This window comes from Pseudomonas onubensis, from assembly GCF_965653655.1.
In the GTDB taxonomy this organism is placed as follows: domain Bacteria; phylum Pseudomonadota; class Gammaproteobacteria; order Pseudomonadales; family Pseudomonadaceae; genus Aquipseudomonas.
The window spans coordinates 44535-65799 of record NZ_CBFHAZ010000005.1 but is presented as its reverse complement, the minus strand read 5'-3'; the positions used below and the strand labels follow the sequence as shown (position 1 = coordinate 65799).

Below are 21265 nucleotides of genomic sequence, written 5' to 3'. Positions count from 1 at the left end.
TTGAGGGCGGCCCGATGGGGGACATGTGCCACCACGGTACCCGTGGCAACTTAACTGAAACTGAATTGCCACCATGGCAATTTTCAAGCGGCATGCTTACCCATCGTTGCAAGAATTCTCTTATATTGCCTGTTCGTTGCAACCGAGACCTGTATGACTGCCATCCACATCAAATTTCCCGCCCTGACCCTCAAGGCCGGAAAACGCGCTTTCACGCGCATTCGCGAGCAAGGCCTTGCGCCGGCGGACGTCGGTATCCTACCCGGTGCGGCCGGTGGCCCCAAGGCGCTGGGCATTCAAGGCCTGGACCTGGCGCTGTTCGGCGATTGGCTGCCGCGCGCGCCGCGTGAGCGTGCATTGATCGGCGCGTCCATCGGCTCCTGGCGCTTTGCCAGTGCGTGCCTGCCCGACCCGGTGCAAGGCCTGCTCGACCTCGGCCGCCTGTATAACGAGCAACGCTTCGCCAAGGGCGTGACCATGGCCGAAGTCAGCCATAGCTGCCAGCGCATGCTCGACGACCTGCTGGCTGGCCGCGATGCGCGGGTGCTGGACAACCCCGACTATCGCCTGAATATCATGGTGGTCAAGAGCCACGGCCTGCTTGCCGATGACCACCGTGGCCGACTGGGGCTGGGCCTGTCGTCGGTGATTGCCGACAACCTGCGTGGCCGTGCGCGGCTGTCACGGCATTTTGAGCGGTTGATCATCCACGACCCGCGCCAAGCGCCACCAGTGCATGCGCTGACGGACTTTCCCTCGCGCTTCCTCGACCTGCAGGTGGGCAACCTGCGCCAGGCACTGCTGGCCTCGGGTTCCATCCCCATGGTGATGCAAGGCGTGCGCGACCTGCCCGGCGCAGGCACGGGCACTTACCGCGACGGTGGCCTGCTGGACTACCACCTCGACCTGCCTTACCACGGCGACGACATCGTGCTGTACCCGCACTTCACCGACCGGGTGATCCCCGGCTGGTTCGACAAGGGCTTGCCGTGGCGGCGCAGTAACCCGCAGGGCTTGCAGGATGTGCTGCTACTGGCGCCCTCCAGGGACTACCTGGGCCGCCTGCCCCACGGCAAATTGCCGGACCGCAGCGACTTCAAGCGCTATATGGGCGATGACGCGAGCCGCAACAAATACTGGCAAACCGCGATGAGCGAAAGCCGGCGGCTGGGGGATGAGTTCCTGCAATTGGCGGACAATGGTGGGCTGGGCGAGCGACTGCAAGCGCTGTGACCCAGCGGTATGCGCGGCAAGGGGTCAAGCTGTTAAACTCGCCGCCTGCCAGATACCTGACCGAGCTTAAAATACTGTGGAAATTTTCAAAGAGTTTACCTTCGAGTCCGCCCACCGCCTGCCCCACGTGCCGGAGGGCCACAAATGCGGGCGCCTGCACGGGCATTCGTTCAAGGTGGCGATCCACCTCAGCGGCGACCTGGATCCCCATACCGGCTGGATTCGCGACTTCTCGGAAATCAAGGCGATTTTCAAGCCGCTGTACGAACGCCTCGACCATAACTACCTCAATGACATCCCGGGCCTGGAGAATCCGACCAGCGAAGTGCTGGCCAAATGGATTTGGACCGAACTTAAGCCCCTGTTGCCGGAGCTCAGCGCGATTCGCATCCATGAGACCTGCACCAGCGGTTGCATCTATCGCGGCGAGTAAGCGGTTGAGTGTTTAAAACCACCTGCGGGTGGTTTTTTTATGCCTGTCGCCTGCATATGTAAAGCATGCTTGACATTGAAAACCTACACACCCAGTGTAAAGCACCCTTTACTCCTGGAGAGAGTCATGTCGACCAAACGCTTCCTGGTGGAATTTATCGTCATTCTGTTGGTGTACATTTGCTGCGTGGTAGTTTCCAGCTCATCTGTACGGACGATGCCCGACGGCGCCGCGAAAATCGCCTTGGCATTGCTGCCGGTTATTCCGATGATCGCGATGGCGGTATCGATCATCCGCCGGCTTAACAGCATGGATGAGTTGGGCCGCAAGATTCAGTTGGAAGCGCTCGCGGTGGCGTTTGTATGCACCGCCCTCACCACCTTCAGCTACGGTTTCCTGGAAACCGCCGGCCTGCCGCGCCTGTCGGCCTTCATGGTCTGGCCAATCATGGGCGGCGTCTGGTGTGTGGCCACGATCATTGGCACAAGGCGTTATCAATGAATAATCAACTGCGCCACTTACGCGCAGAGTTGGGTTGGTCCCAGGCTGATCTGGCGCAGCGCCTGAGCGTATCGCGCCAGACCATCAACGCCATCGAGACCGGCCGCTACGACCCGAGCTTGCCGCTGGCGTTCAAGATCGCCAAGGTGTTCGAACGGCCCATCGAGGCGATCTTCGAAGCGCCAGTGGACTGAGCCTTTATCACAGGAGCACGCTGAAATGATGCGCCCCGCCACTATCGATGACAGTGCCGCTATCGAGGCCATCGTCCAGGCTGCCTATGCGCCCTACATTGAGCGCATCGGCCGAAAGCCTGGGCCGATGCTGGAGGACTACCCGCAGTTGATCGAAGGCGGGGGCGTGCACGTGCTGGACCACGCCGGGCAGGTTCAAGGCTTTGTTATCCTGAGGCACACCGACACGGCGTTGCTGTTGGATAACCTCGCCGTCGCCCCACAAGCACAAGGCCTTGGTTTGGGGCGACAGCTGATGGATTTTGCCGAACAGCAGGCCCTTGATGCCGGCTACAGTGCTATCCGTCTGTACACCAATGAGATGATGACCGAGAACCTTGCGCTGTACAGTCGCCGTGGCTATGTGCAAACCCATCGCGCCGAGGAACACGGACTGCGCCGCGTCTATATGATCAAACATCTTCTATAGGAACCCCCATGGAAAACCTCTGGCTGACCCAGGCCAAACGCTTGCAGGCCCTGGCGTCCACGGGGCTGCATTTTTGCACCGACGACTTTGAACGTGAGCGCCTTGAGGAAATTGCCGAGATTGCCCACAGCATGCTCGCGCAACTGGCGGATGTGCCTCTGGAACGCATCACCGGGCTGGTACCGGATTTTGCCAAGCGCTATTCAACCCCGATGATTGACGTACGCGGCGCGGTGATCGAAGGCGACCGGATACTGCTGGTACGCGAATTGACCGACGGCTGCTGGGCGCTGCCGGGTGGCTATGCCGATATCGGCTTGTCGGCGGCGGAAAATATCGTCAAGGAGATCCGTGAGGAAGCCGGGTTGAGCGTCACGGCACGCGCGCTTTACAGCGTCACGCACAAGGCCAAGGGCTTGTATCGCCCGGATGTGCGGGACTTCTACAAGCTGTACTTCCTGTGCGAGCGGGTCAACCAACTGGCGCCGGTGGCCGGGTTTGAAACCACCGAAGTGGGCTTTTTCACCCTCGACGACCTGCCGCCGCTGTCCCGTGGGCGCACCATCGAAAGCGATCTTGAAGCGGCGTTTGCGTTTCATCGTGGCGAGACCACCCAGACCCTGTTCGACTGATCCACTTTGTCTCACCGCTGCACCGCTTTCGTGCCTACCTGATGTCGGTGGCAGACACGCTAAACATCGCTGCCTGGCATAAGTACGCCGCGTCGCCGGTTTGGCACGCGCAGTGCAACAGCACGGCGTCAGTCATCCAGGGAGCAAGGCCATGACGCAGCAAGAACCGGGTAACGATTACCCCCTCAGTGAAGTGCCGATGCATGCGCGCAAGGGCCTCGCGTCCACCGCCATGGTGTTGCTGGGCTTCACCTTTTTTACCGCGACCATGTTCGCTGGCGGCAAGCTGGGCGTGGCGTTCAGTTTTATCGACATGCTCGGTGTCGTGGCGTTGGGTAACCTGTTGCTGGGTATTTACGCCGCAGGCCTGGGCTACATCGCGTTCAAGAGCGGCTTGAATTCGGTCCTGATGGGCCGCTTCTGCTTTGGCGAAGTGGGCAGCAAACTCAGCGACTTGATCCTCGGCTTCACCCAGATCGGCTGGTACGCCTGGGGCACCGCCACCGCCGCAGTGGTGCTGGGCAAATATTTCGAATTGAACCAAGGCACGGTGCTGGCACTGATGGTGCTGTTTGGCCTGCTGTTCTGCGCCACCGCGTATGTGGGCTATCGCGGGCTGGAGATGCTGTCCTATATCGCGGTGCCGGCCATGGGCATCCTGCTGTTGCTGTCGATGTGGGTCGCCACCGTCAAAGTCGGCGGCCTGGAGGGTCTTATGGCGGTGGTGCCGACGGCGGAACTGGACGTGTCCACCGCCATCACGCTGGTATTCGGCACCTTTGTCAGCGGCGCCACCCAGGCGACCAATTGGACGCGTTTTTCTCGTTCGGCCAAGGTCGCGGTGCTGGCCAGCCTGATCGGCTTTTTTATCGGCAATGGCTTGATGGTGTTGATCGGTGCGTATGGCGCCATCGTCTATCAGCAACCCGATGTGGTCGAGGTCCTGCTGCTGCAAGGTTTCGCCATGGCAGCGATGGCCATGTTGCTGCTAAACATCTGGAGCACCCAGGACAACACCATCTACAATTTCGCCGTGGCCGGCTGCAATCTGCTGCGTACCCGGCGACGCAAAACCGTGACCCTGGCCGGCGCGGTGATCGGTACATTGCTGGCACTGCTTGGCATGTACGACTTGCTGGTGCCTTATCTGATTCTGCTGGGCACCGTGATCCCGCCGATTGGCGGGGTCATCATGGCGGATTTCTTCTACCGCTATCGCGGCCAGTACCCGCGCCTGGCCGATGTACGCCTGCCGGCATTCAATTGGCTGGGGCTGGCGGCATATGCCGTGGGCACCGTGTTGGCGTTTCACTCACCGTGGGTGGCGCCGTTGGTGGGGATTGTGGCTGCGTCTTTGACCTACATCGCACTCACTGCTGCACTGCGCATTCGGGCGCCGTTGGCCGACGTACAGGCCTGAACCCGACTGTTGCCATGAGGATGGTAACCTTGTGGCTGATAACCCTGATGACCTGGCGGCTGCCTGCCTGATTATCCAAAGCCAAGAGGAACTTGCCCATGCATATCATCAATGCCCGCCTGCGCAACCGTGAAGGCCTGCATGATCTGCACCTGGAACACGGCCGGATCGCCCGCATTACTGCGCAAACTGTGGCGCCGACATTAACAGCTGGCGACCTCGACGCCGCTGGCAACCTGGTCATACCGCCGTTCGTGGAGCCCCATATCCACCTGGATGCGACGCTGACCGCCGGCGAGCCGCGCTGGAACATGAGCGGTACCTTGTTCGAGGGCATTGAGTGCTGGGGCGAACGCAAAGCCACCATCACCCAGGAAGACACCAAAGCACGCGCCAAGAAAACCATTCAGGCCCTGGCCGCCCATGGCATCCAGCATGTGCGCACCCACGTTGATGTCACCGACCCTGACCTCACCGCGCTCAAAGCCATGTTGGAGGTGCGCGAAGAAAGCACGCACCTGATCGACCTGCAAATCGTCGCCTTCCCGCAGGAAGGCATCGAGTCTTACCGCAACGGCCGTGAACTGATGCAAGAAGCCATTCGCCTGGGCGCTGATGTGGTCGGCGGTATTCCGCACTTTGAATACACCCGCGACCAAGGGGTTAGCTCGGTGAAGTTCCTGATGGACCTGGCCGAACGCACTGGCTGCCTGGTGGACGTGCACTGCGACGAAACCGATGACCCGCACTCGCGCTTTCTCGAAGTACTCGCCGAAGAAGCCCGCAGCCGCGGCATGGGCGAGCGCGTCACCGCCAGCCACACTACGGCGATGGGTTCGTATGACAATGCCTACTGCGTCAAACTGTTTCGCCTGCTGGGGCACTCGGGCATCAGCTTCGTCTCCTGCCCTACCGAAAGCATTCACCTGCAGGGCCGCTTCGACAGTTTTCCGAAACGCCGAGGCGTCACCCGCGTCAATGAACTGCTCGAGGCCGGCATGAACGTCTGCTTCGGCCAGGACTCCATCGTTGATCCTTGGTACCCGCTGGGCAACGGCAACATCCTGCGCGTGCTGGAAGCCGGTCTGCACATCTGCCACATGCTGGGCTACCGCAACCTGCAAAGCGCCCTGGACCTGGTCACCGACAACAGCGCCAAGGCCATGGCCCTGGGTGACCGGTACGGCCTGGAACCCGGTCGCCCGGCCAACCTGCTGGTGCTCTCGGCAGACAGTGACTACGAGGTAATCCGCAGCCAAGGCCTGCCGTTATATTCGATCCGCAATGGCAAGGTACTGATGCAACGTAGACCGGCACAGGTGGAGTTTTTGTAAGCAGCGGGGCCATAAGTAACTGGGTCAGACGATTGAGTCGATATCCAGTGGCTGCACCCGGCCGGCGCCGTCCTGGAGTGGCGCAGGAATACTGGCGATTTGCGCCGACTTGCGGTTTTCACGGTGGCGCAACCAGCGCTTCACGCTGGGCTGCAAGCGGGTGGAATCAGCGTGGCTGCCATACACGTCACGCACGTCCAGACGGCGCCAGCGTAATGACTCCAATCGGCGCCGGCTGCTGCGCAAGCGATCGACTTCAGCGTTCAGTGCCTGGTTATGCGCATGCTCATAATCGCGTTGGTTCGGTGGGCGACGACGTTCGAGCTCGCGGTTCTTGTCGCGCAGTTGTTGCGTCATGGTGTCGAGCGCCAGGTCTATCAACTCGAACTCCCGGGCTGTGATCAAAGGGCCCTGGCTATCCACGGTTTGCTGCCAACGACGCAGCGTGGCCCACGCGGCTGGAATGTAACTGGCGGTCATGAAGTGCTGACTGGCTTGAAACAGTTGTTTCAACAGGTTGGCACGCTCGGGCATATCGCCATGCTGTTGCAGCACCCGGTTGCATCCGGCCTCGAGGATGGACTCACAACCGGGCGCCCATAACACCGAGGAGTGCGTGCCATCCGGCAGTTTGATGGGCATGAAGTGCTGTTGTTCGCCGTGATGCTGGTAAGGGTTACCGCCGACGCGCACGAGGCCGGCGGCGAACAGCAGGCCACCCGCCCCGGGCGCGGCAAAAAGTGTGATGGCACCCGGCACCCAGAGTTTGGCGGTGGTATTCATCCACGTGGCAGGAACACTGGGCACCGGGTCGTTGTGGTTGACGATGCGGTGATGGATAAGGGCCGAGGCGCCGTCGGTAAACTCGGAATCTGCGGCGCGGGGAGCGCCGTAGGTGTAGAGGAGGATGTTGTACTTTACGCGGGTAACTCGGCGTAACCCTTCTGCCAGGAGCAACGCGATGGCGCCACCAAGGCTGTGGCCGCATATCACAACGCGCTGACCGCTGTGGAACTGATCAAGGTAGTACAGAACAAAATCGCGCATCGCTCGATAGGCCTGGTAAAAACCCTCATGGGCTTTGCCAACACCTTCGGTAAAGGGCACTTGGTGGGCATTCGCATCTCGCAAAGCATCGGCACCACTGGCGGTACCCCGTACAGCGATCAGAATCACTTCGTTGTGGTGACTGATAAACGCCTGGGTATCCGTACCGAGGGCTTCATCGTCAAAAAAGTGCAGGCTAGCGGGATGTTCCTGTTTATCTTCAAGCTCCGGACGATTTTGTGGATACAACTCAGGATCGAAAGGCAAAATCTCAAAACGCTGGGAGTATGGAACCTCTTCATACAAGGGGTAGAAGCGCTGAGCCTGTTCACGATCGACCTTCCAGGCTTCTTGAAACCCCGAGAGTTTTTCCGCGAACAGATTTCCTGCGCTGGGATCCAGGGGAAAGCTGACGTGTTGCACCGGCGGTTTTGCAGGCTGCTGACCAAAATCGCAGTAACTCAATGTGGACATCAACGCCAATTGATACAGGTTCAACGCACAAAACTGATCGTCGGTCGATAACATCGGGCGCAGGGCTCGCAAAGGCCGTACTTCCAACACCGTGTGCAAGTTGGGGAACAGCACAACGCCTGACAATGCGGGCTGCGGCGGACCAAACCCCAGCTCGGCCATCATTTTCAACGCATGCCTTGGGGGCTGATAGGTTCTGGAGGCAAACGGCGGCAGGTGGGCAATATGTCGAACCAGATCGCGCACCTCAACCTGGTAAAACCGGTCTGCTTGGCCTTGTGCAGGGTTGCCTTCGATACGCTGGCCATCAGCCGCTGAAAATCGGGTGTGTTCGGCGCGGGCTTGAAGTTCGGTGATAGGCAACGGGTAAGTCTTGCGTTTTCTCAATTTTGAATACGGCTCCTCTTCGCCGGAATACTGCGCATCCAAAGTGAGAATGACAGGGCCGCAATAAAACCCTTCCAACTTGGCGTATCCCTCTCCATTCAACCTGCCGTTGTACAGTCGCCCTGTAGTGTCCTGGATTGTGTAAACCAGCCCGCCATAAGCCTTGCCGCTGCCTGTTTCATCCACCAGGCAAACGCTTGCCCAATGCCCTTTCAACGGGCAAGCAGGCATCTTGCTACTGAAAAAAGGTTGCTTCCATGCTTCCTGAGTCATGAATCATCTCCTTGTTAATTGCACGTTGGATAAACATCGCAAACACGTCCATCCGGCATCGTTATAGGTTTAAAGTCCGTGGTGTTACTGCCACAGTATCCGGACAGATCTTCAAAGCTTTTACCCCGGCACCGTCTCCACCCCCCCGGTACAGCGAGCCAGGTGTCCTGAAAAGCGGGTGCCTCCTCGTCTGTAACGCTCAACGTCAGTCTTACTTTTTTCCCTGGGAGCAGCTCTCTCTGCGCCACGCCACCCGCGCGCGTTTCTTGCCTTTTCCCCTTCGTGTCCAACGCGTTACATTCCAACAATTTTCTGATCGCATGCTCGGGGCCGGCCGTCCGAAAAAACCACATACATTGTCCAAAAAACTCCTGCACACCCGACTCGGGCATCGCTGCTACGCGCTCAGACTCGATAGGATCTGCGAAAGAAATTGCCGCGAAACTGCCACCGACATCAGTGTCGAGTTCACCCCACTTCGCATAAAGAGTGAACTGCACGCTACGCAACACCGAAGGGCACCCCTCAATGGTTTCAGTCAGCGGGAACTCATAGCTCACCCGCTCGGCCAGGAGTTTGTAATCGGCAATAAAAATCTTGCGTTCAGGCCTTTTGCCTCGACGCTGCGGCAAGGTGCAGAGTTCATACCTGGCGGGACGGTAGTTAGCGGCCCCGATAAATCGAAACTGCGGGGGTAAATCCACCTCCAGCGTAAAATGATCAGCCCGTGGTGCCACCGCACAACCCGAGAGCCATCCGACTCCAAATGCGACCCACACGCTGCGCATCCACTTACTCATGTTTTTTCCCCAAACTGTGCCACTCCCGTAACACCCGCTCAAAATGCTCTCCAGGCGCCTCGCCCTCTATCGGCAGCCACCGAATCGCGCTGCCTTGCGTCGCCTCCTCCAACCTGCGCACTACCAGAAATTCGAGCTGTTGGGGGCTTCGCCATTGCCAGGCACGGGCCTGCTCGATAACCTGCGCCAGCCAAATTCCGGGGTCCCGAAACTCGACCAAGCCGGCGAGCTTTTCGCTGTGCTCTGTCAGTAGATAACGCAGGATATTGGCGTGCAGGATCACTTCGGCCTGAGGGTTGGGCGTATTCAGCCAGGGCGCAGGCACAGGCACCGGATACTCACCGGGCATTGGGTTTTCACTCTGGCGCCAAGCGCCTTCATGCCAATAGCACACACTGATCAGTGGGCCGAGCAACACTGGCCGATGCTCGCTCTGTAGATGGGTCAACGCACGCGCCAAGGTGCGGTTATCGTGAAAACGATACAGGGCCTGGCTTCCCGGGTGCCCTACCAACAGGCGTTCACGCCAATGCCGAACCACGCCAGCCAGATCATCGTCGGGCAGGCTGCCCAACCAGCCCCAGTTCGCCTCGGGGCGTTGCAGCAGGTCTACAAGCCCCGACTCATCCGCCTGCTCCACCAGCACAATCACCGGGCCTGCGGCTGCCAACTCGAACAGGGCAGTCTCAGCGTACAGGCTGCAATACTGCGGCAGCTGACGCACAGACAACAGCCGCTGACGTGCATCCTGATGCCCTTCAAGGATCAAGCACACTCGGCGCCCCGCTCGGTGCTGTTGGGCCATCCACTGGCCAGGTTTACTCGGCATCAGGCTGCCCTCCGCGTGAGGGTGCACTGGCCTTCACGGCATGCCTCGCATACCGGACAGAAGTCCGCGCCCAACTGCCGGGCCTCGTCCATAAGCGTGCCTTGCGCCGTCGAGAGACTCGGCACGTCCACTGCCGACAAAGGGCTCGCTGAGGGCGTAACGGGCGGCAAGCCGCCAACGGTCACAGGCCGGCTGCTGAAAATGCCGCCCGCCTGGATAATCAGGTGTTCCCCACCGGCCTTGAGGCTCAATTGTGCGCCCGCGTCGATGACCAGACTGGCGCCCGCCTTGAGGACGATCTGCTGCCCGGCCTGGATAACCATCGACTGAACGATATGCGTCTGGCTGTCACCCTGCACATCCAACCGGTCATTCGTGCCCAGCACGACGGTGCGATCTCCGGTGATGTGCCGTTGCTCGCCGCCTTCCAAGTGAACCGTGCTTGACCCGCGAATGATTTCGCGCCGCTCTCCCGCCACCTCAAGGCGGCTGTCATGGCCAACCCACTGCTCCAGATCCCGTTGGGCGCGCAGGTAGATGAGTTCCTCGCCATGACGGTCCTCAAGGTGCAGCTCGTTGGCACCCGCGCCGCCCGGCACACTGCGGCTTCGCAGCACACTGCGGGTCTTGTGTTGCGGCAAGGGGTAAGCCGGCCTGTGCAGCGCATTGGGCAGGCAGCCGTTGATCAACGGCCGGTCCGGGTCACCCTCCAGGAAGGTCACCAGCACCTCCATGCCCACCCGTGGAATCAGCATGGCGCCAAAGCCATCTCCCGCCCAACCGGAAGCTACCCGTACCCAATAACTGCTTTTGTCATCGGTGGGATCCCGGCGGTCCCAATGAAAACGGACCTTCACTCGGCCATAGGCGTCGCAGTGCACTTCCTCGCCTGCGGGCCCCGTCACAATGGCGGTCTGGCTGCCATTGAGGGTCGGTTTCGGGTGTTTGAGAGGCGGTCGATGCACGGCGCGCCAAGGCGTTGCGGTAAACCGGTTGCGATAGCCGTGGAATGTGCCAACCACGGGTGCCGCTTCCTCCAGCACCTGCGGCTGATACCCCTCGTGATGCACTGACGTGAGTAGCCAAAGGTCATTGCAGGCCGGATCCGGGTGATCACACAACTCAAGAAAATGGCCGCTGGCCAGCGCCGGTTGGTCACTTTTGCCCACGGCACGATGGCGGTCGCGCTGATGCCGCTCCAGGGCCCGGCGCGCCAACTGCCGACCTCGCACATGGTCACAGAAACCACCCGGGTAATGGTAATCCTCAAGGAACTGCATCGATGCAGGCCCCGCGTTATCTTCAAGGCGCAGCGACGGATGCTGGAAGTCATGATCACGGCGCACCGTCAGCTGTGTACGGGTCTCCAGGCGCACGTCGAACTGCCGGATAACACCCCTGTTGGCGGCCAGTTCCTGCGTCGGGCAAAAGTGCTGTGCGCCCAGGCGGCGAAACACCGTCTGGTCATCGCCAAATACCAACAGGTGATTATTCGGGTTATGGCGAAAGTGGTAATGAATGCCCTCCTCTTCGCACAACCGCTGGATAAAGTGCAGGTCGGTTTCTACGTATTGCACGCAGAAGGGCCGGGGTGCATAGACCACGGTGCCAAGCTCGAAGGCATAAGCGTCCGCCAGGATGCCGTGGTGTTCGAGAACCGTGGCGATAATCTGCGGCACGCTGCGTTGCTGGAAAACCCGCTGGTTGCGCCGATGGGCAAGGCACGCCAGGCGCGGTGCCAGGGTGAGGCGATAGCGAGTGAGTCGAATGCCCGGATCATCCCGACCAATGGCGTACACCTGCCCATGCAGCCCCGCATCGGCTTCGCCAAAGTCCAGGTAGGCCGGCTGGTGAAGCAGCGCTTCCAGATCCAGAGAAGGATTTTCACTGACTAACTGCACGGTGATGAAATACGGCTGATCAAGGTCTTCGCGGCCCTTAAAAGCGAGTACCTGAAAGTCATTGGCTATTTGTGGAAGTATCAACTTGAAACGTGGCGCGGCAGATATTGCAACCATCCCTAAGTTACCCGTCATCAATTATTTGACTGAAAGGCTTCCCCCCATCGGGCATTGATTGAACTGCTGGGAAAAAGCGCCTGAACCCAATAGATATTAGCGATTCCAGGCGAAACTTGACCCTTTGAAAATAAAAAAGACGTTTCGCACACCGTGGTAGGACGTGTCTTTTACAAAATAATAAATTCGTGAAATTAAACACTATTCAACAACGAGAAAGTTCCTACGCGAAACTTCACCTATATAACTAACCAACAAAGAAACAGCTGGCACGCATTCAAGATATCAGCCACTCCCACGCATTCAGGCTTGCACGCATGCAGTCCCGAACAGACTGACGCTCAGCAGAGTTTCGGCTTGGCACTGTAAACGCACCGGCACAGTGCCACCCGGCATGACCACGGCCACCTCTCCGGACTCAACCCAACCCGCCCGCCATGCCGCGCAGGCCACTGCACTGGCGCTGGTACCCGAGGACGCAGTAGGCCCTTCTCCCCGCTCAAACACCCGCGCGAGAACCCGATTGCCCGTAGAGTGTGCGGCCCATTGCAGATTGATCCCCGCCAAACATGGTTGGCCGCGCCCGCCCGGCGGTGCAAAAGCAATCGCCTGTAACGGCTCAAACAGTGCGCGTTGGTGCAGCGACTGATTGTCCGGCAAGGCCTGGACATGCTCGACGAGCGTCACACAATGAGGATTGCCAACACGCACAAACTGGCTGACACCCCATTGCGGGTCGATCGCCGCCAGTGCGGCCACATAGCTGAACTCACGTTGCCCCAGTGTTACCGCGCCAATACCGCTGGCGGCCACCGCTGCCGGCCCGAACTCCGGTCGCCCCAAGGCCAGCCAGAAGCCTGCAACCTGTTCAAACGTTGCCGGCTGCGAATAGGTCGCCACTGGAGAGGCTGCATCGTGCTTGTCGTGATGCACGTGCAACTCACACCCCTGGGTCATCAAACCTTGATCCGTCAGCGCCTGAGAAAAAATCGTCAAGCCGTTACCACTGCGCTCGGCGAGCGTGCCGTCGGTATTGACGATCAACACGTCAAACGGCGGCACAGCCTGGAACGGCCCCACCAGCAAACCATCGCAGCGGTGTGCCTTGGCATTGCCCGCACGCGGTAACGTGCCCCATTCACATTCCGACGCGATCGCCAAGGCTGCCCACTCTGTTCGAGTACGGGCAGCCAGGTCGGCACATTCAGGCACCGCTATGCCCCGGCTGCGTAGGTAGCCGGGGCTGACCACGCCGTAAATATTGCCCCGTGCGTCATAGAACACCGTCATAGCGACACCTTCCAAAGAATTATCATCGGCGTATTTGGCCGATTGCCTGCACACTTGGCAGCAGCGTATTACAGAAGGCGGCGCTGTAGGAGGTGGCCTGGAAGGTGGTAATCCAACGTCAAAACCTGGGGTTCATCCGTTCTCACGCAGATTACGCACCTTCCAGGCCACCGCCGATACATTCGACAGCCTCTGTGTGGTCGCCACCGTCCTGGACGTTCCGCTCCTGTAACAATAAACCCGCAGCCTGCGCGCCAGTCACTCTCTTCAAGGGAACCCGGCTCGCTCGACAGGGCCTGATGTGCAAGGATGTCGTGCCGGACATCGTTCGTTGAACGCAAAACCAAGGATTTTTCATGACTGCCATCCCCACCCCAGCGCCCGTGGTTCCCGGACGGCTGGAGCAAATGTCGACCCGTATCGCCTTTTTCATCGCCGGCTTCGGTATCGCGGCCTGGGCGCCGCTGGTGCCCTACGCCAAGGCGCGGGCAAACCTTAATGAAGGCACGCTGGGCCTGTTGCTGTTGTGCCTGGGCGTCGGATCGATCATCGCCATGCCGATGGCTGGCGCGCTGGCTTCACGCTTCGGCTGCCGCCGGGTGCTGACCGCCGGCACAATCATGATCTGCCTGGCATTGCCGATGCTCGCCACGGTCAGTTCAATCCCCTTGCTGATCGCCGCGCTGTTCCTGTTTGGTGGGGGCCTGGGCACTGTGGATTCGACGGTCAACCTGCAGGCGGTGATTGTTGAGCGTGCCAGCGGCAAAACCATGATGTCGGGGTTCCACGGGTTGTTCAGCCTTGGCGGTATCGTCGGCGCAGCAGGGGTTGCCGGGTTGCTGGGGCTGGGTTTGTCGCCGTTGCAGGCGACCCTGGTGGTGATCGTCATCATGGCGCTGGCATTGTTCAAGGCCGGGCCGCATCTGCTGCCTTACGGCAGCGAAAGCACTGGCCCCGCATTTGCCGTTCCCCACGGCGTGGTGCTGTTTATCGGCTGTCTGTGTTTCATCGTGTTTTTGGCCGAAGGCGCCGTGCTGGATTGGAGCGCGGTGTTCCTGAGCGCCGAGCGCGGCCTTGATGAAGCTTACGCCGGCTTGGGTTACGCGGCGTTTGCCTTGACCATGACCGCAGGGCGCCTGACCGGTGATGCGATTGTGCGTCGCCTGGGGGCTACCCGCGTGATCGTGATTGGCGGCGCACTGGCCACTGCCGGCATGTTGCTCGCGACGTTATTGCCGGCCTGGGAAACCGCGCTGCTGGGGTATGCCTTGGTGGGCGCCGGCTGCTCGAATATCGTGCCGGTGTTGTACACCGCCGTCGGTAAACAAACGGTCATGCCGGAACATATCGCCGTGCCGGCCATCACCACGCTGGGGTATGCCGGCATTCTCGCCGGGCCAGCCGTTATCGGGTTCATCGCCCACGGCAGCAGTCTGAGCACCGCCTTTGTGCTGATTGCGCTGCTGCTGGCGGGGGTAGCCATCAGCGGCAAAATTCTCAAGGTGTAAAGCACTCACCGCACAGCCAGGACGTTACCTGGCTTTGTGGGTTTCATAGTGTTCCAGCCAACGCTCCAGGCTTTTGTTGCAAAGAAAGCCCTCGTGCCTGGGGCGTCCCAACAACCGCATATTGTTGTCGCGCTCCAATGAACGCAGCAGGCCCGGGCGTTCAATAATGTTCTTGGCGGTGTACACGCAGTGTTCACTGTACTTCTTCCTGGCTAGCCCGGTGGCGGGCTCCAGCAGGGGCTGTCCTTGCGAGTCCAGGTCATCAGGGTCGCTCATCACGACTTTGAGCTGGTTGATGTCCAGGTACTCAAGCGCCTCAAAAAATACTGTGCTGTCTTTGGGGATATCCCTCAGTTGCTTGAAATAGCCTTGCAGTGCTTTTACGACCTGAGCATTGCCCTGATCATGAAAAGGGTCCTGGCTGAAAACGCTGGGGGAGCTGTTACCTTGCAGTGCCGCAGCGGCCGCGTTCAGGCTGTCGCGGGTGATGTACCCCGCGCAATCGATGATCGCATCGTTGAGCAGGGGGCGATTGAGAATTTCCCTGACCAGCAGAATCATACGGTCGCGCACCTTACTCTCCACTCAAGGTCTGAGCGGCGATCTGGCGTAATGACGACTGCGTCAAGCGCCCATCTTTCAGAAAACCATGCAGCTCGCCAAAGTGTTTCTCCAGCTCACCGGCTAATTGGCTGTCCGTAGAGTTCGGACCAGGCGGCGTGGTGTTGGTACGCACTGCGGGGGCATTCTGCAGCGCCTGCTGGCGCAGTGAAGACAAGCCTCCGCGCCACAGCATGGGCCGCTGCGTCGGCAGGTCCCGCGTGGCAAACGGCTCATCGCCCGGCAGCTGGAAAACGCGGGGCGATGAAGCCCAAGATACCTCTGGCCCGCCCACGCCCATTGGCTGTGCGCGCGGTATTGCACCCTCAATCTTCATGCGTCATCTCTCGCTTTTTGCAGATCTATGCTTGCCTGAAAAGTCAGTACCGAGAGTACCGAGTCATCGGTTCACCCCCCGGGCAGCAAGCACCCGATATGTGGTTAGCGCCACGCGATAGTTCCGGGCGATAGAAGAATCCCGATAACAGCATGTAACACCGGTTCACCCGGCTGCTGGCCCACGCCACCGGGTGGTGAGGTAATTGATCAGCGTGGCCCACCGGCAAATGGGTTGCCCCAAGCTCTGGATGTCAGGGTGGCTGGCAGGCTCTGGTGCGAGCAGGCCACGGGCAAAATCATCCGCGACGGGCGCCTGGAATTTGTGTTGGCCCACAAAGGCTTTCATGCGCATCGTTTCGGTGGCGTGCACCGTCAACAAGGCTGGGCAGTTGCCCTCCTCGTCAACCGATATTGAGCGGGCAACCTTGCGTATACCCTCAAAGGTGCCCCGGCTATCGGCCTGACCGGATTGAAACGAAGTTGAAGTCATGTCTGGCTCCTGTCTCGGCGTTTAAAAGCAACCCCTACGATCAAAGTCGCTGGTTACAACCTGTGTGGCAAACGCGCGAAAACAGTTCCTGCGCTGGCCTGGGCCGTGCAGCGAGCACTGCAAAAACTGGCAAAAAAAACGCAGCCCTCAGGCTGCGATTTTTCTTATCAACGCCCGGTCAGAAGCCAACGCTGGCCTGCACGAAGAACGTGCGGGGCTGGCCCAGGTACAACCCGGCGTTGTTGTCACTGGAGCGTGTGTAGTGCTGTTGGTCGAAGACGTTTTTCACCCCCACACCCAGTTTCAGGTTCGACAGTTGCGCGCCGAAGTCATACCCGCTGCGCACGTTGACCGAGACATAACCGGGGATATCGCCGTACTGTCCATCGGCAGTGCCCTGGGTGATGTAGGTGGTGCCGGTGCCAGGCGCGCGCTGACCGGACTGAGCATAGACGTCCAGGTTATGGGTCCAGTGGTTGATGTCGTAGCGCAGGCCCGCTGTCAGCACTTCACGGGAGTAGAGCGGCAGATCGCGGCCCTTGAACGGCACATCACCCTCGGCAGTCGCCTTGGTGTAGGTGAAACCCGCGTTGGCGGTCAGGCCGTCGAGGCGTGGGTCCAGGTTCGACAGGTCGTAGTGGGCCGAGGTTTCGATACCCTGGTGCTTGGTGGCGCCGAGGTTGGTCCAGCCCACGTCATTGCTCACATATTGCAACTCATCCGAGAAGTCGATGTAGAACAGCGTCACTTCGCCGCCCCAGACGCTGTCGTTGTAGCGTGTGCCGATCTCGTAGGTCTTGGCCTTTTCCGGGTTCAGGCCGTCGGCCGTCTGGTTGACGCGACCGCCCTGCCCGATCTGCGCGTACTGCAAGCTGCCGAAGGAGGTTTCGTAGTTGGCGAAGACTTTCCAGGCATCGGAAATGTGGTACATCACGCTCAACGCTGGCAACGGCTCGTTACTATTGATCTTGCGATTCTTTTCCACGGTGCGCACACCGTTCAAGGCGACCACCGGGCGGTCATGCCAGTTGGTTTCTATGTTTTCGAAACGAATGCCCGGCGTGACGGTCCACTTGCCAATATCGATTTTGTTGTCGATATAGAACGCGTTGGCCACGGTGCCGCCGGTGCGGTCCTGGTAAACATGCCCGTCGTTTTGCCCGCCCGGCGTCGGCACGTTGTTGACCAGGTTCAGGCTGCTGGCCTGTTCATGCATGCCTTCTTTGAGGTAGCGATAACCGACGCTGACTTCCTGGGTGCTCGGGCCCACATCGAATACATGGGACACCCGCGGCTCGATGCCGAAGGTGTAGTAGCTGCGCGGGTAGGAACCGATGGTCTTGAGGTCGCGGTTAGCAATGTTGCTGCCACGGAAACTGTCGATGTAATAGGTCAGCACTTCAGCCTGGGTACGGTCGTCGATCTGGCGAATGTACTTGAAGGACACATCCTTGCGACGGCCGCTGAAATTGTCCCAATCACGCACCGACTGGTACGGGTTGGCGTCAAACTGCTTCTGGGTCAGGCCGCCGGGCATATCGGCGTTGGCGTTGTAATAATGAAGGTTCAGCGAAAAATCGTCTTGATCGGTCGGCGCCCAGTGGGTCTTGAGGATCACGTCGTCGATGTCGTTGGAGTTGTTGCCGTTGCGGTAGCCGTTGCCATTCACCCCGGTATACAACAGCGCCACGCCCATGCCGTTATCGGCGGTGCCGCCGACAAATGCGTTGTCGACGTGTTTCCAGCCGCCGTGGGCGGAGGTTTCCAGGGTGGTGCCGACTTCACCCGAGGCCTGTTCAGGAATCGCGCGGGTCACGAAGTTGATCACACCGCCGACGTTCTGTGGCCCATAACGCACTGAACCGGCGCCGCGTACCACGTCGATGCTGTCCAGGTTGCCGGCGGAAATCGGTGCCATCGACAGTTGCGGCTGGCCATAGGGAGCGAACGCCGCCGGTACGCCGTCGATCAGTACGGTAGAGCGTGGCGACAGCCGCGAAGTCAGGCCACGCACGCCGACGTTGAGGGAAATATCGCTGCCGCCCGTGCCGTTGGCCTCTTGCACCTGCACGCCAGGGACGCGGCGCAGCACATCACTGACATTCATCGCCCCCTGCTCCACCATGGCTTCACGGCGGATCACGGTACGTGCGCCCGGATGGTTCTGCACCACTTCGGCATTCGCATCGCCCAGCCAGTCGCCCACTACTTTGATATCCGTGACGCCCAGCTCCAACGGCGAGCCGGCTTCACCCGTGCCACTGCGCAGCGGGCGCAGGGTCACGGAACCGGCATCGATCTGGTAATCCAGGCCGCTGCCCTGAAGCAATTGGCGCAGGGCCTGTTCGGGAGAAAGGTTGCCGTCCACTGCTGGCGCTTGTTTACCCGCGACCATGTCAGGGCTGAAGAACACTTGCAGGGAAGTCTGCTGGCCCAGTTGACTCAAAGCAGCGCCCAGCGGCTGTGAGCGAATATGGATGCCATCGGCCGCATAGGCCGCAGGCAGCGCGGCACTGACCGCAAGTGCCAGCGCCATGGGCGCCCAGCGGGAGACTTTATTGTTGTTACCGACAAGTTTTTTCACGTCGAACCTAGTCCTGTGATCGCAAGAGTATGCGGCTGTTAATGCAAACCAGTTGCAGTTGCAGAAGAAGACGAAGAACTCGAAAAAAACCTGAATGTCAGCGTGAAATAATTTCCTGGCTACCGTCCGGCAAGGCGCGCACGGCCACTGGCAGGATATGTGGCAGGGCTTTGAGCAAGGCGTCGGTGTCAGTGGATTTGAACACGCTGGTCAGCCGTAGATTGCTCACCGCCGCTGTATTGACCCGCAACGGCTGCTCGCGATAGCGCGATACTTCCCGCGCCACTTCGCCAAGGGTGGCGTTGTTGAACACCAATTTGCCGGTGCGCCAGGCTGTCAGTTCATCGGCATTCACGGCATACGCCGTAGCGACTTGCCCGGCAGGATCGACATGCGTGCCGAGCCCTGCCGTGAGCGTCACGCTCTGATCCGGCACACGCCCCTGCACCTTGACCGTGCCGGCCTCGACCACCACGCGGGTCTGATCGTCATCGCGGCGCACATCAAAACGCGTGCCGGTGACCGTGATCTGCCCTGCCCCGGCGACCACGACAAACGGCCGGCTGGTGTCGTGTTCGACGCTGAACATCGCTTCGCCCTGTTTGATTTCTACGCCGCGCCGACCCTTTTCATAATGCACCGCGACCACGCTGCGGCTGTTGAGGTCCATCACCGAACCGTCGGGCAATGCCACTTGGCGATGCTCGCCCAAGCGCGTGCTGAACTCAGCGCTGTAGGGTTTGGGATGATCAAGCCCGCTGAACAGGCCAAGCCCCAAGGCGATGGCCACCACACTGGCAGCCACGGCGTAACGCACAATGGCGTGGCGTCTGGGGCGTTCGACCGGGGCCTCGCACAGTGCTTGCAAACGCGCCGTGGGCACAAGGTCAGCGGCGCTCCACAGGCCTTGCAGCACTTCAAATTCATATTGATGCTCAGGCTGCTCGGCACACCACGCGTCGAAACGCTGCTGCTCTTCGGGGCTCAACTCGGCGTCTTGCAGGCGTACAAACCATTGCGCGGCTTCGTCGCGAGCACGGCTATCCATCGTGGAAGATCCTGTTTCAAAACGGGCAGAGTTCATGGGGCCATGGCGTCCAGGCGGTCGCGCAGATGCCGCAAGGTGCGGATCATATACTTTTCCACCATGTTTTTAGACAGCCCCAGGCGCACGGCGATTTCCTGCTGGGTCAGCCCCTCGATTTTCTGCCAGATAAATATCTTGCGACAGTTGAGCGGCAACTCGGCCAAGGCCCGCTCGATGGAGTCGGCCAACTGGATCGCGTGCATGAAATGCTCCGGGTCGCCGGTGTGGGGCGAACGCTGATCAAAGGCGTCCAATGCCAGCGCCTCACGCCGGTCTTCGCGACGGTAAGCGTCCACCGCAATGTTGCGCGCCGTTTGATGCAGATAGGCACGCGGTTGCTCAACGTCGCTCGAACCAGACTCAAGCACGCGTACGAAAGTGTCGTGAGCCAGGTCTTCGGCCTGCTGACGGTTTCTCAGGCGGCGTGTCCAGGTTCCGATCAACTCTTCGTAATGCTCGAAAAAGCCTGTTCTGCGGGGCGGCTGAGGAATCATCGCGTGAGCACTGGGAGGCGGGGGCGTGAATAGTAATGCTTCCTATTAAGCGGAGCAATTGCTTCCCGTCGCTCACCGTTTCGAGTTGCAACTAAAGATGACTGGCCGCCTGTTTAAGTCGGCTCAGCTTCTCTCGGCTGCCACACACACTCATCTGGCACCACTTGCGTTGTTTACTTTTGGAGAGATCGAGAAATATCCAATCGCAATCCGTGCAACTGCAGCACCTCAACGCGTGAAGCTGGCTCGATACAAGCAATTGCGTCGCATCTGTGGCCAGGCGCGCTATCAGCATCGACGTCAGCTCCTGCGCAGAGACGCAGGTGCGCCAGCCCCATGCGGGCCTCCCGTCAATGGAGCGCAAGACTCGCCACGCCGCGCCTTGTTGGTAGTGCAGGTTGATCTGCTGTAAGGCCTCATCGGTGACATGCTGGTGTAATGACAGAGCGTGGAAGACGCCGTAAAGACACTCTCGGAATGCAATAATCGCGTCCAGGTCTGGCTGGAAGGAAATAAGCGAGTCAAACACCATAGGTGAGTAATTATCGTACTCTTGATCAGAGAGCAAAGAGGCGTGTAATGCCCACTCGATGAAGAACTTGAAACTCGTGAGTCGTTCTTCCTTAACCTTGAGTGCAGAATACGGCCTGCGACCATTAGTGGTATTGATAAAATCCAATACCCGAGCGCCGCCGATCAGCCGGATTGATTTTGCAGTGCCCGTGAAATGCGTCATTCCAACTCCCGAAAAAACCTGCACGCTCTGCCTTGGCAGAGAATACCTCGTTTCTTGGAGTCGAAGTCGCCGCCCCGCGGCTAGAAGACCAAT

At 59.7% G+C, this 21265-nt stretch carries 21 protein-coding genes; 9 read left to right on the top strand and 12 right to left on the bottom strand.

The genetic code is table 11. The features are described from left to right. Positions 1–153 precede the first annotated feature (153 nt). The 8 genes from ACTD9P_RS03330 to codA all read left to right on the top strand — a co-directional run bounded on the left by ACTD9P_RS03330 (position 154) and on the right by codA (position 6216). Positions 154–1233 carry a patatin-like phospholipase domain-containing protein gene (locus ACTD9P_RS03330; protein WP_438866680.1) on the top strand — a complete coding sequence of 360 codons (1080 nt, stop codon included), beginning with the start codon at positions 154–156 and terminating at the stop codon, positions 1231–1233. Between the two features lie 76 nt (positions 1234–1309). Continuing rightward, the gene (gene queD, locus ACTD9P_RS03325) at positions 1310–1666 is read left to right on the top strand and encodes a 6-carboxytetrahydropterin synthase QueD (protein WP_003237990.1); all 357 of its coding nucleotides are present in this window, start codon (positions 1310–1312) and stop codon (positions 1664–1666) included. 126 nt (positions 1667–1792) lie between these two features. Continuing rightward, positions 1793–2167, top strand: coding sequence for a hypothetical protein (locus tag ACTD9P_RS03320; protein ID WP_438866679.1), 375 nt, complete (start codon positions 1793–1795; stop codon positions 2165–2167). Next, positions 2164–2361, top strand: coding sequence for a helix-turn-helix transcriptional regulator (locus ACTD9P_RS03315; RefSeq protein WP_438866677.1), 198 nt, complete (start codon positions 2164–2166; stop codon positions 2359–2361). The genes ACTD9P_RS03320 and ACTD9P_RS03315 overlap by 4 nt, the downstream gene beginning before the upstream one ends. Positions 2362–2386: 25 nt before the next feature. Beyond that, positions 2387–2830 (top strand): GNAT family N-acetyltransferase, encoded by a 444-nt coding sequence (locus ACTD9P_RS03310; RefSeq protein WP_438866676.1) that lies wholly within the window; start codon positions 2387–2389, stop codon positions 2828–2830. An 8-nt stretch (positions 2831–2838) separates the two neighbouring features. Next, on the top strand, positions 2839–3462 hold the full coding sequence (locus tag ACTD9P_RS03305) for an NUDIX hydrolase (protein ID WP_438866674.1): 624 nt from the start codon (positions 2839–2841) through the stop codon (positions 3460–3462). A gap of 151 nt (positions 3463–3613) precedes the next feature. Continuing rightward, the gene (gene codB / locus ACTD9P_RS03300) at positions 3614–4882 is read left to right on the top strand and encodes a cytosine permease (protein ID WP_438866673.1); all 1269 of its coding nucleotides are present in this window, start codon (positions 3614–3616) and stop codon (positions 4880–4882) included. A gap of 98 nt (positions 4883–4980) precedes the next feature. Then, entirely contained in the window at positions 4981–6216 is a 1236-nt protein-coding gene (codA, locus tag ACTD9P_RS03295) for a cytosine deaminase (RefSeq protein ID WP_438866672.1), read from the top strand. 24 nt (positions 6217–6240) lie between these two features. Here the strand turns inward: codA and ACTD9P_RS03290 are convergent, their stop codons facing one another. From ACTD9P_RS03290 to ACTD9P_RS03270, 5 genes are all read right to left on the bottom strand, one after another. Beyond that, the gene (locus ACTD9P_RS03290) at positions 6241–8397 is read right to left on the bottom strand and encodes a lipase family protein (RefSeq protein ID WP_438866670.1); all 2157 of its coding nucleotides are present in this window, start codon (positions 8395–8397) and stop codon (positions 6241–6243) included. Positions 8398–8411: 14 nt separating this feature from the next. Beyond that, complete coding sequence (locus tag ACTD9P_RS03285) at positions 8412–9197, bottom strand: hypothetical protein (protein ID WP_438866669.1); 786 nt, start codon at positions 9195–9197, stop codon at positions 8412–8414. Next, a complete protein-coding gene (locus ACTD9P_RS03280) occupies positions 9190–10026 on the bottom strand; it encodes a DUF4123 domain-containing protein (protein ID WP_438866668.1) in 837 nt (278 codons plus the stop codon). The genes ACTD9P_RS03285 and ACTD9P_RS03280 overlap by 8 nt, the downstream gene beginning before the upstream one ends. Further along, entirely contained in the window at positions 10026–12044 is a 2019-nt protein-coding gene (tssI, locus tag ACTD9P_RS03275) for a type VI secretion system tip protein TssI/VgrG (protein WP_438866667.1), read from the bottom strand. The genes ACTD9P_RS03280 and tssI overlap by 1 nt, the downstream gene beginning before the upstream one ends. Positions 12045–12347: 303 nt before the next feature. Beyond that, a complete protein-coding gene (locus ACTD9P_RS03270; RefSeq protein WP_438866666.1) occupies positions 12348–13334 on the bottom strand; it encodes a diaminopimelate epimerase in 987 nt (328 codons plus the stop codon). Between the two features lie 356 nt (positions 13335–13690). Between ACTD9P_RS03270 and ACTD9P_RS03265 the strand changes: the two genes are divergently transcribed. After that, entirely contained in the window at positions 13691–14842 is a 1152-nt protein-coding gene (locus ACTD9P_RS03265; protein WP_438866665.1) for an MFS transporter, read from the top strand. 24 nt (positions 14843–14866) lie between these two features. Here the strand turns inward: ACTD9P_RS03265 and ACTD9P_RS03260 are convergent, their stop codons facing one another. From ACTD9P_RS03260 to ACTD9P_RS03230, 7 genes are all read right to left on the bottom strand, one after another. Next, positions 14867–15403 (bottom strand): type III secretion effector protein, encoded by a 537-nt coding sequence (locus tag ACTD9P_RS03260; RefSeq protein ID WP_438866664.1) that lies wholly within the window; start codon positions 15401–15403, stop codon positions 14867–14869. 13 nt (positions 15404–15416) lie between these two features. After that, positions 15417–15779 carry a hypothetical protein gene (locus ACTD9P_RS03255; protein ID WP_438866663.1) on the bottom strand — a complete coding sequence of 121 codons (363 nt, stop codon included), beginning with the start codon at positions 15777–15779 and terminating at the stop codon, positions 15417–15419. Positions 15780–15944: 165 nt separating this feature from the next. Next, complete coding sequence (locus ACTD9P_RS03250) at positions 15945–16271, bottom strand: type III secretion protein (RefSeq protein WP_438866662.1); 327 nt, start codon at positions 16269–16271, stop codon at positions 15945–15947. Positions 16272–16449: 178 nt separating this feature from the next. Beyond that, positions 16450–18807 (bottom strand): TonB-dependent siderophore receptor, encoded by a 2358-nt coding sequence (locus ACTD9P_RS03245; RefSeq protein WP_438866719.1) that lies wholly within the window; start codon positions 18805–18807, stop codon positions 16450–16452. A 145-nt stretch (positions 18808–18952) separates the two neighbouring features. Next, the gene (locus tag ACTD9P_RS03240; protein WP_438866661.1) at positions 18953–19903 is read right to left on the bottom strand and encodes a FecR family protein; all 951 of its coding nucleotides are present in this window, start codon (positions 19901–19903) and stop codon (positions 18953–18955) included. Positions 19904–19935: 32 nt separating this feature from the next. After that, positions 19936–20436, bottom strand: coding sequence for a sigma-70 family RNA polymerase sigma factor (locus ACTD9P_RS03235; RefSeq protein ID WP_438866659.1), 501 nt, complete (start codon positions 20434–20436; stop codon positions 19936–19938). 91 nt (positions 20437–20527) lie between these two features. Next, positions 20528–21172: a CGNR zinc finger domain-containing protein gene (locus ACTD9P_RS03230; RefSeq protein WP_438866658.1), complete on the bottom strand. Its 645-nt coding sequence runs from the start codon at positions 21170–21172 to the stop codon at positions 20528–20530. Between the last annotated feature and the right edge of the window lie 93 nt (positions 21173–21265).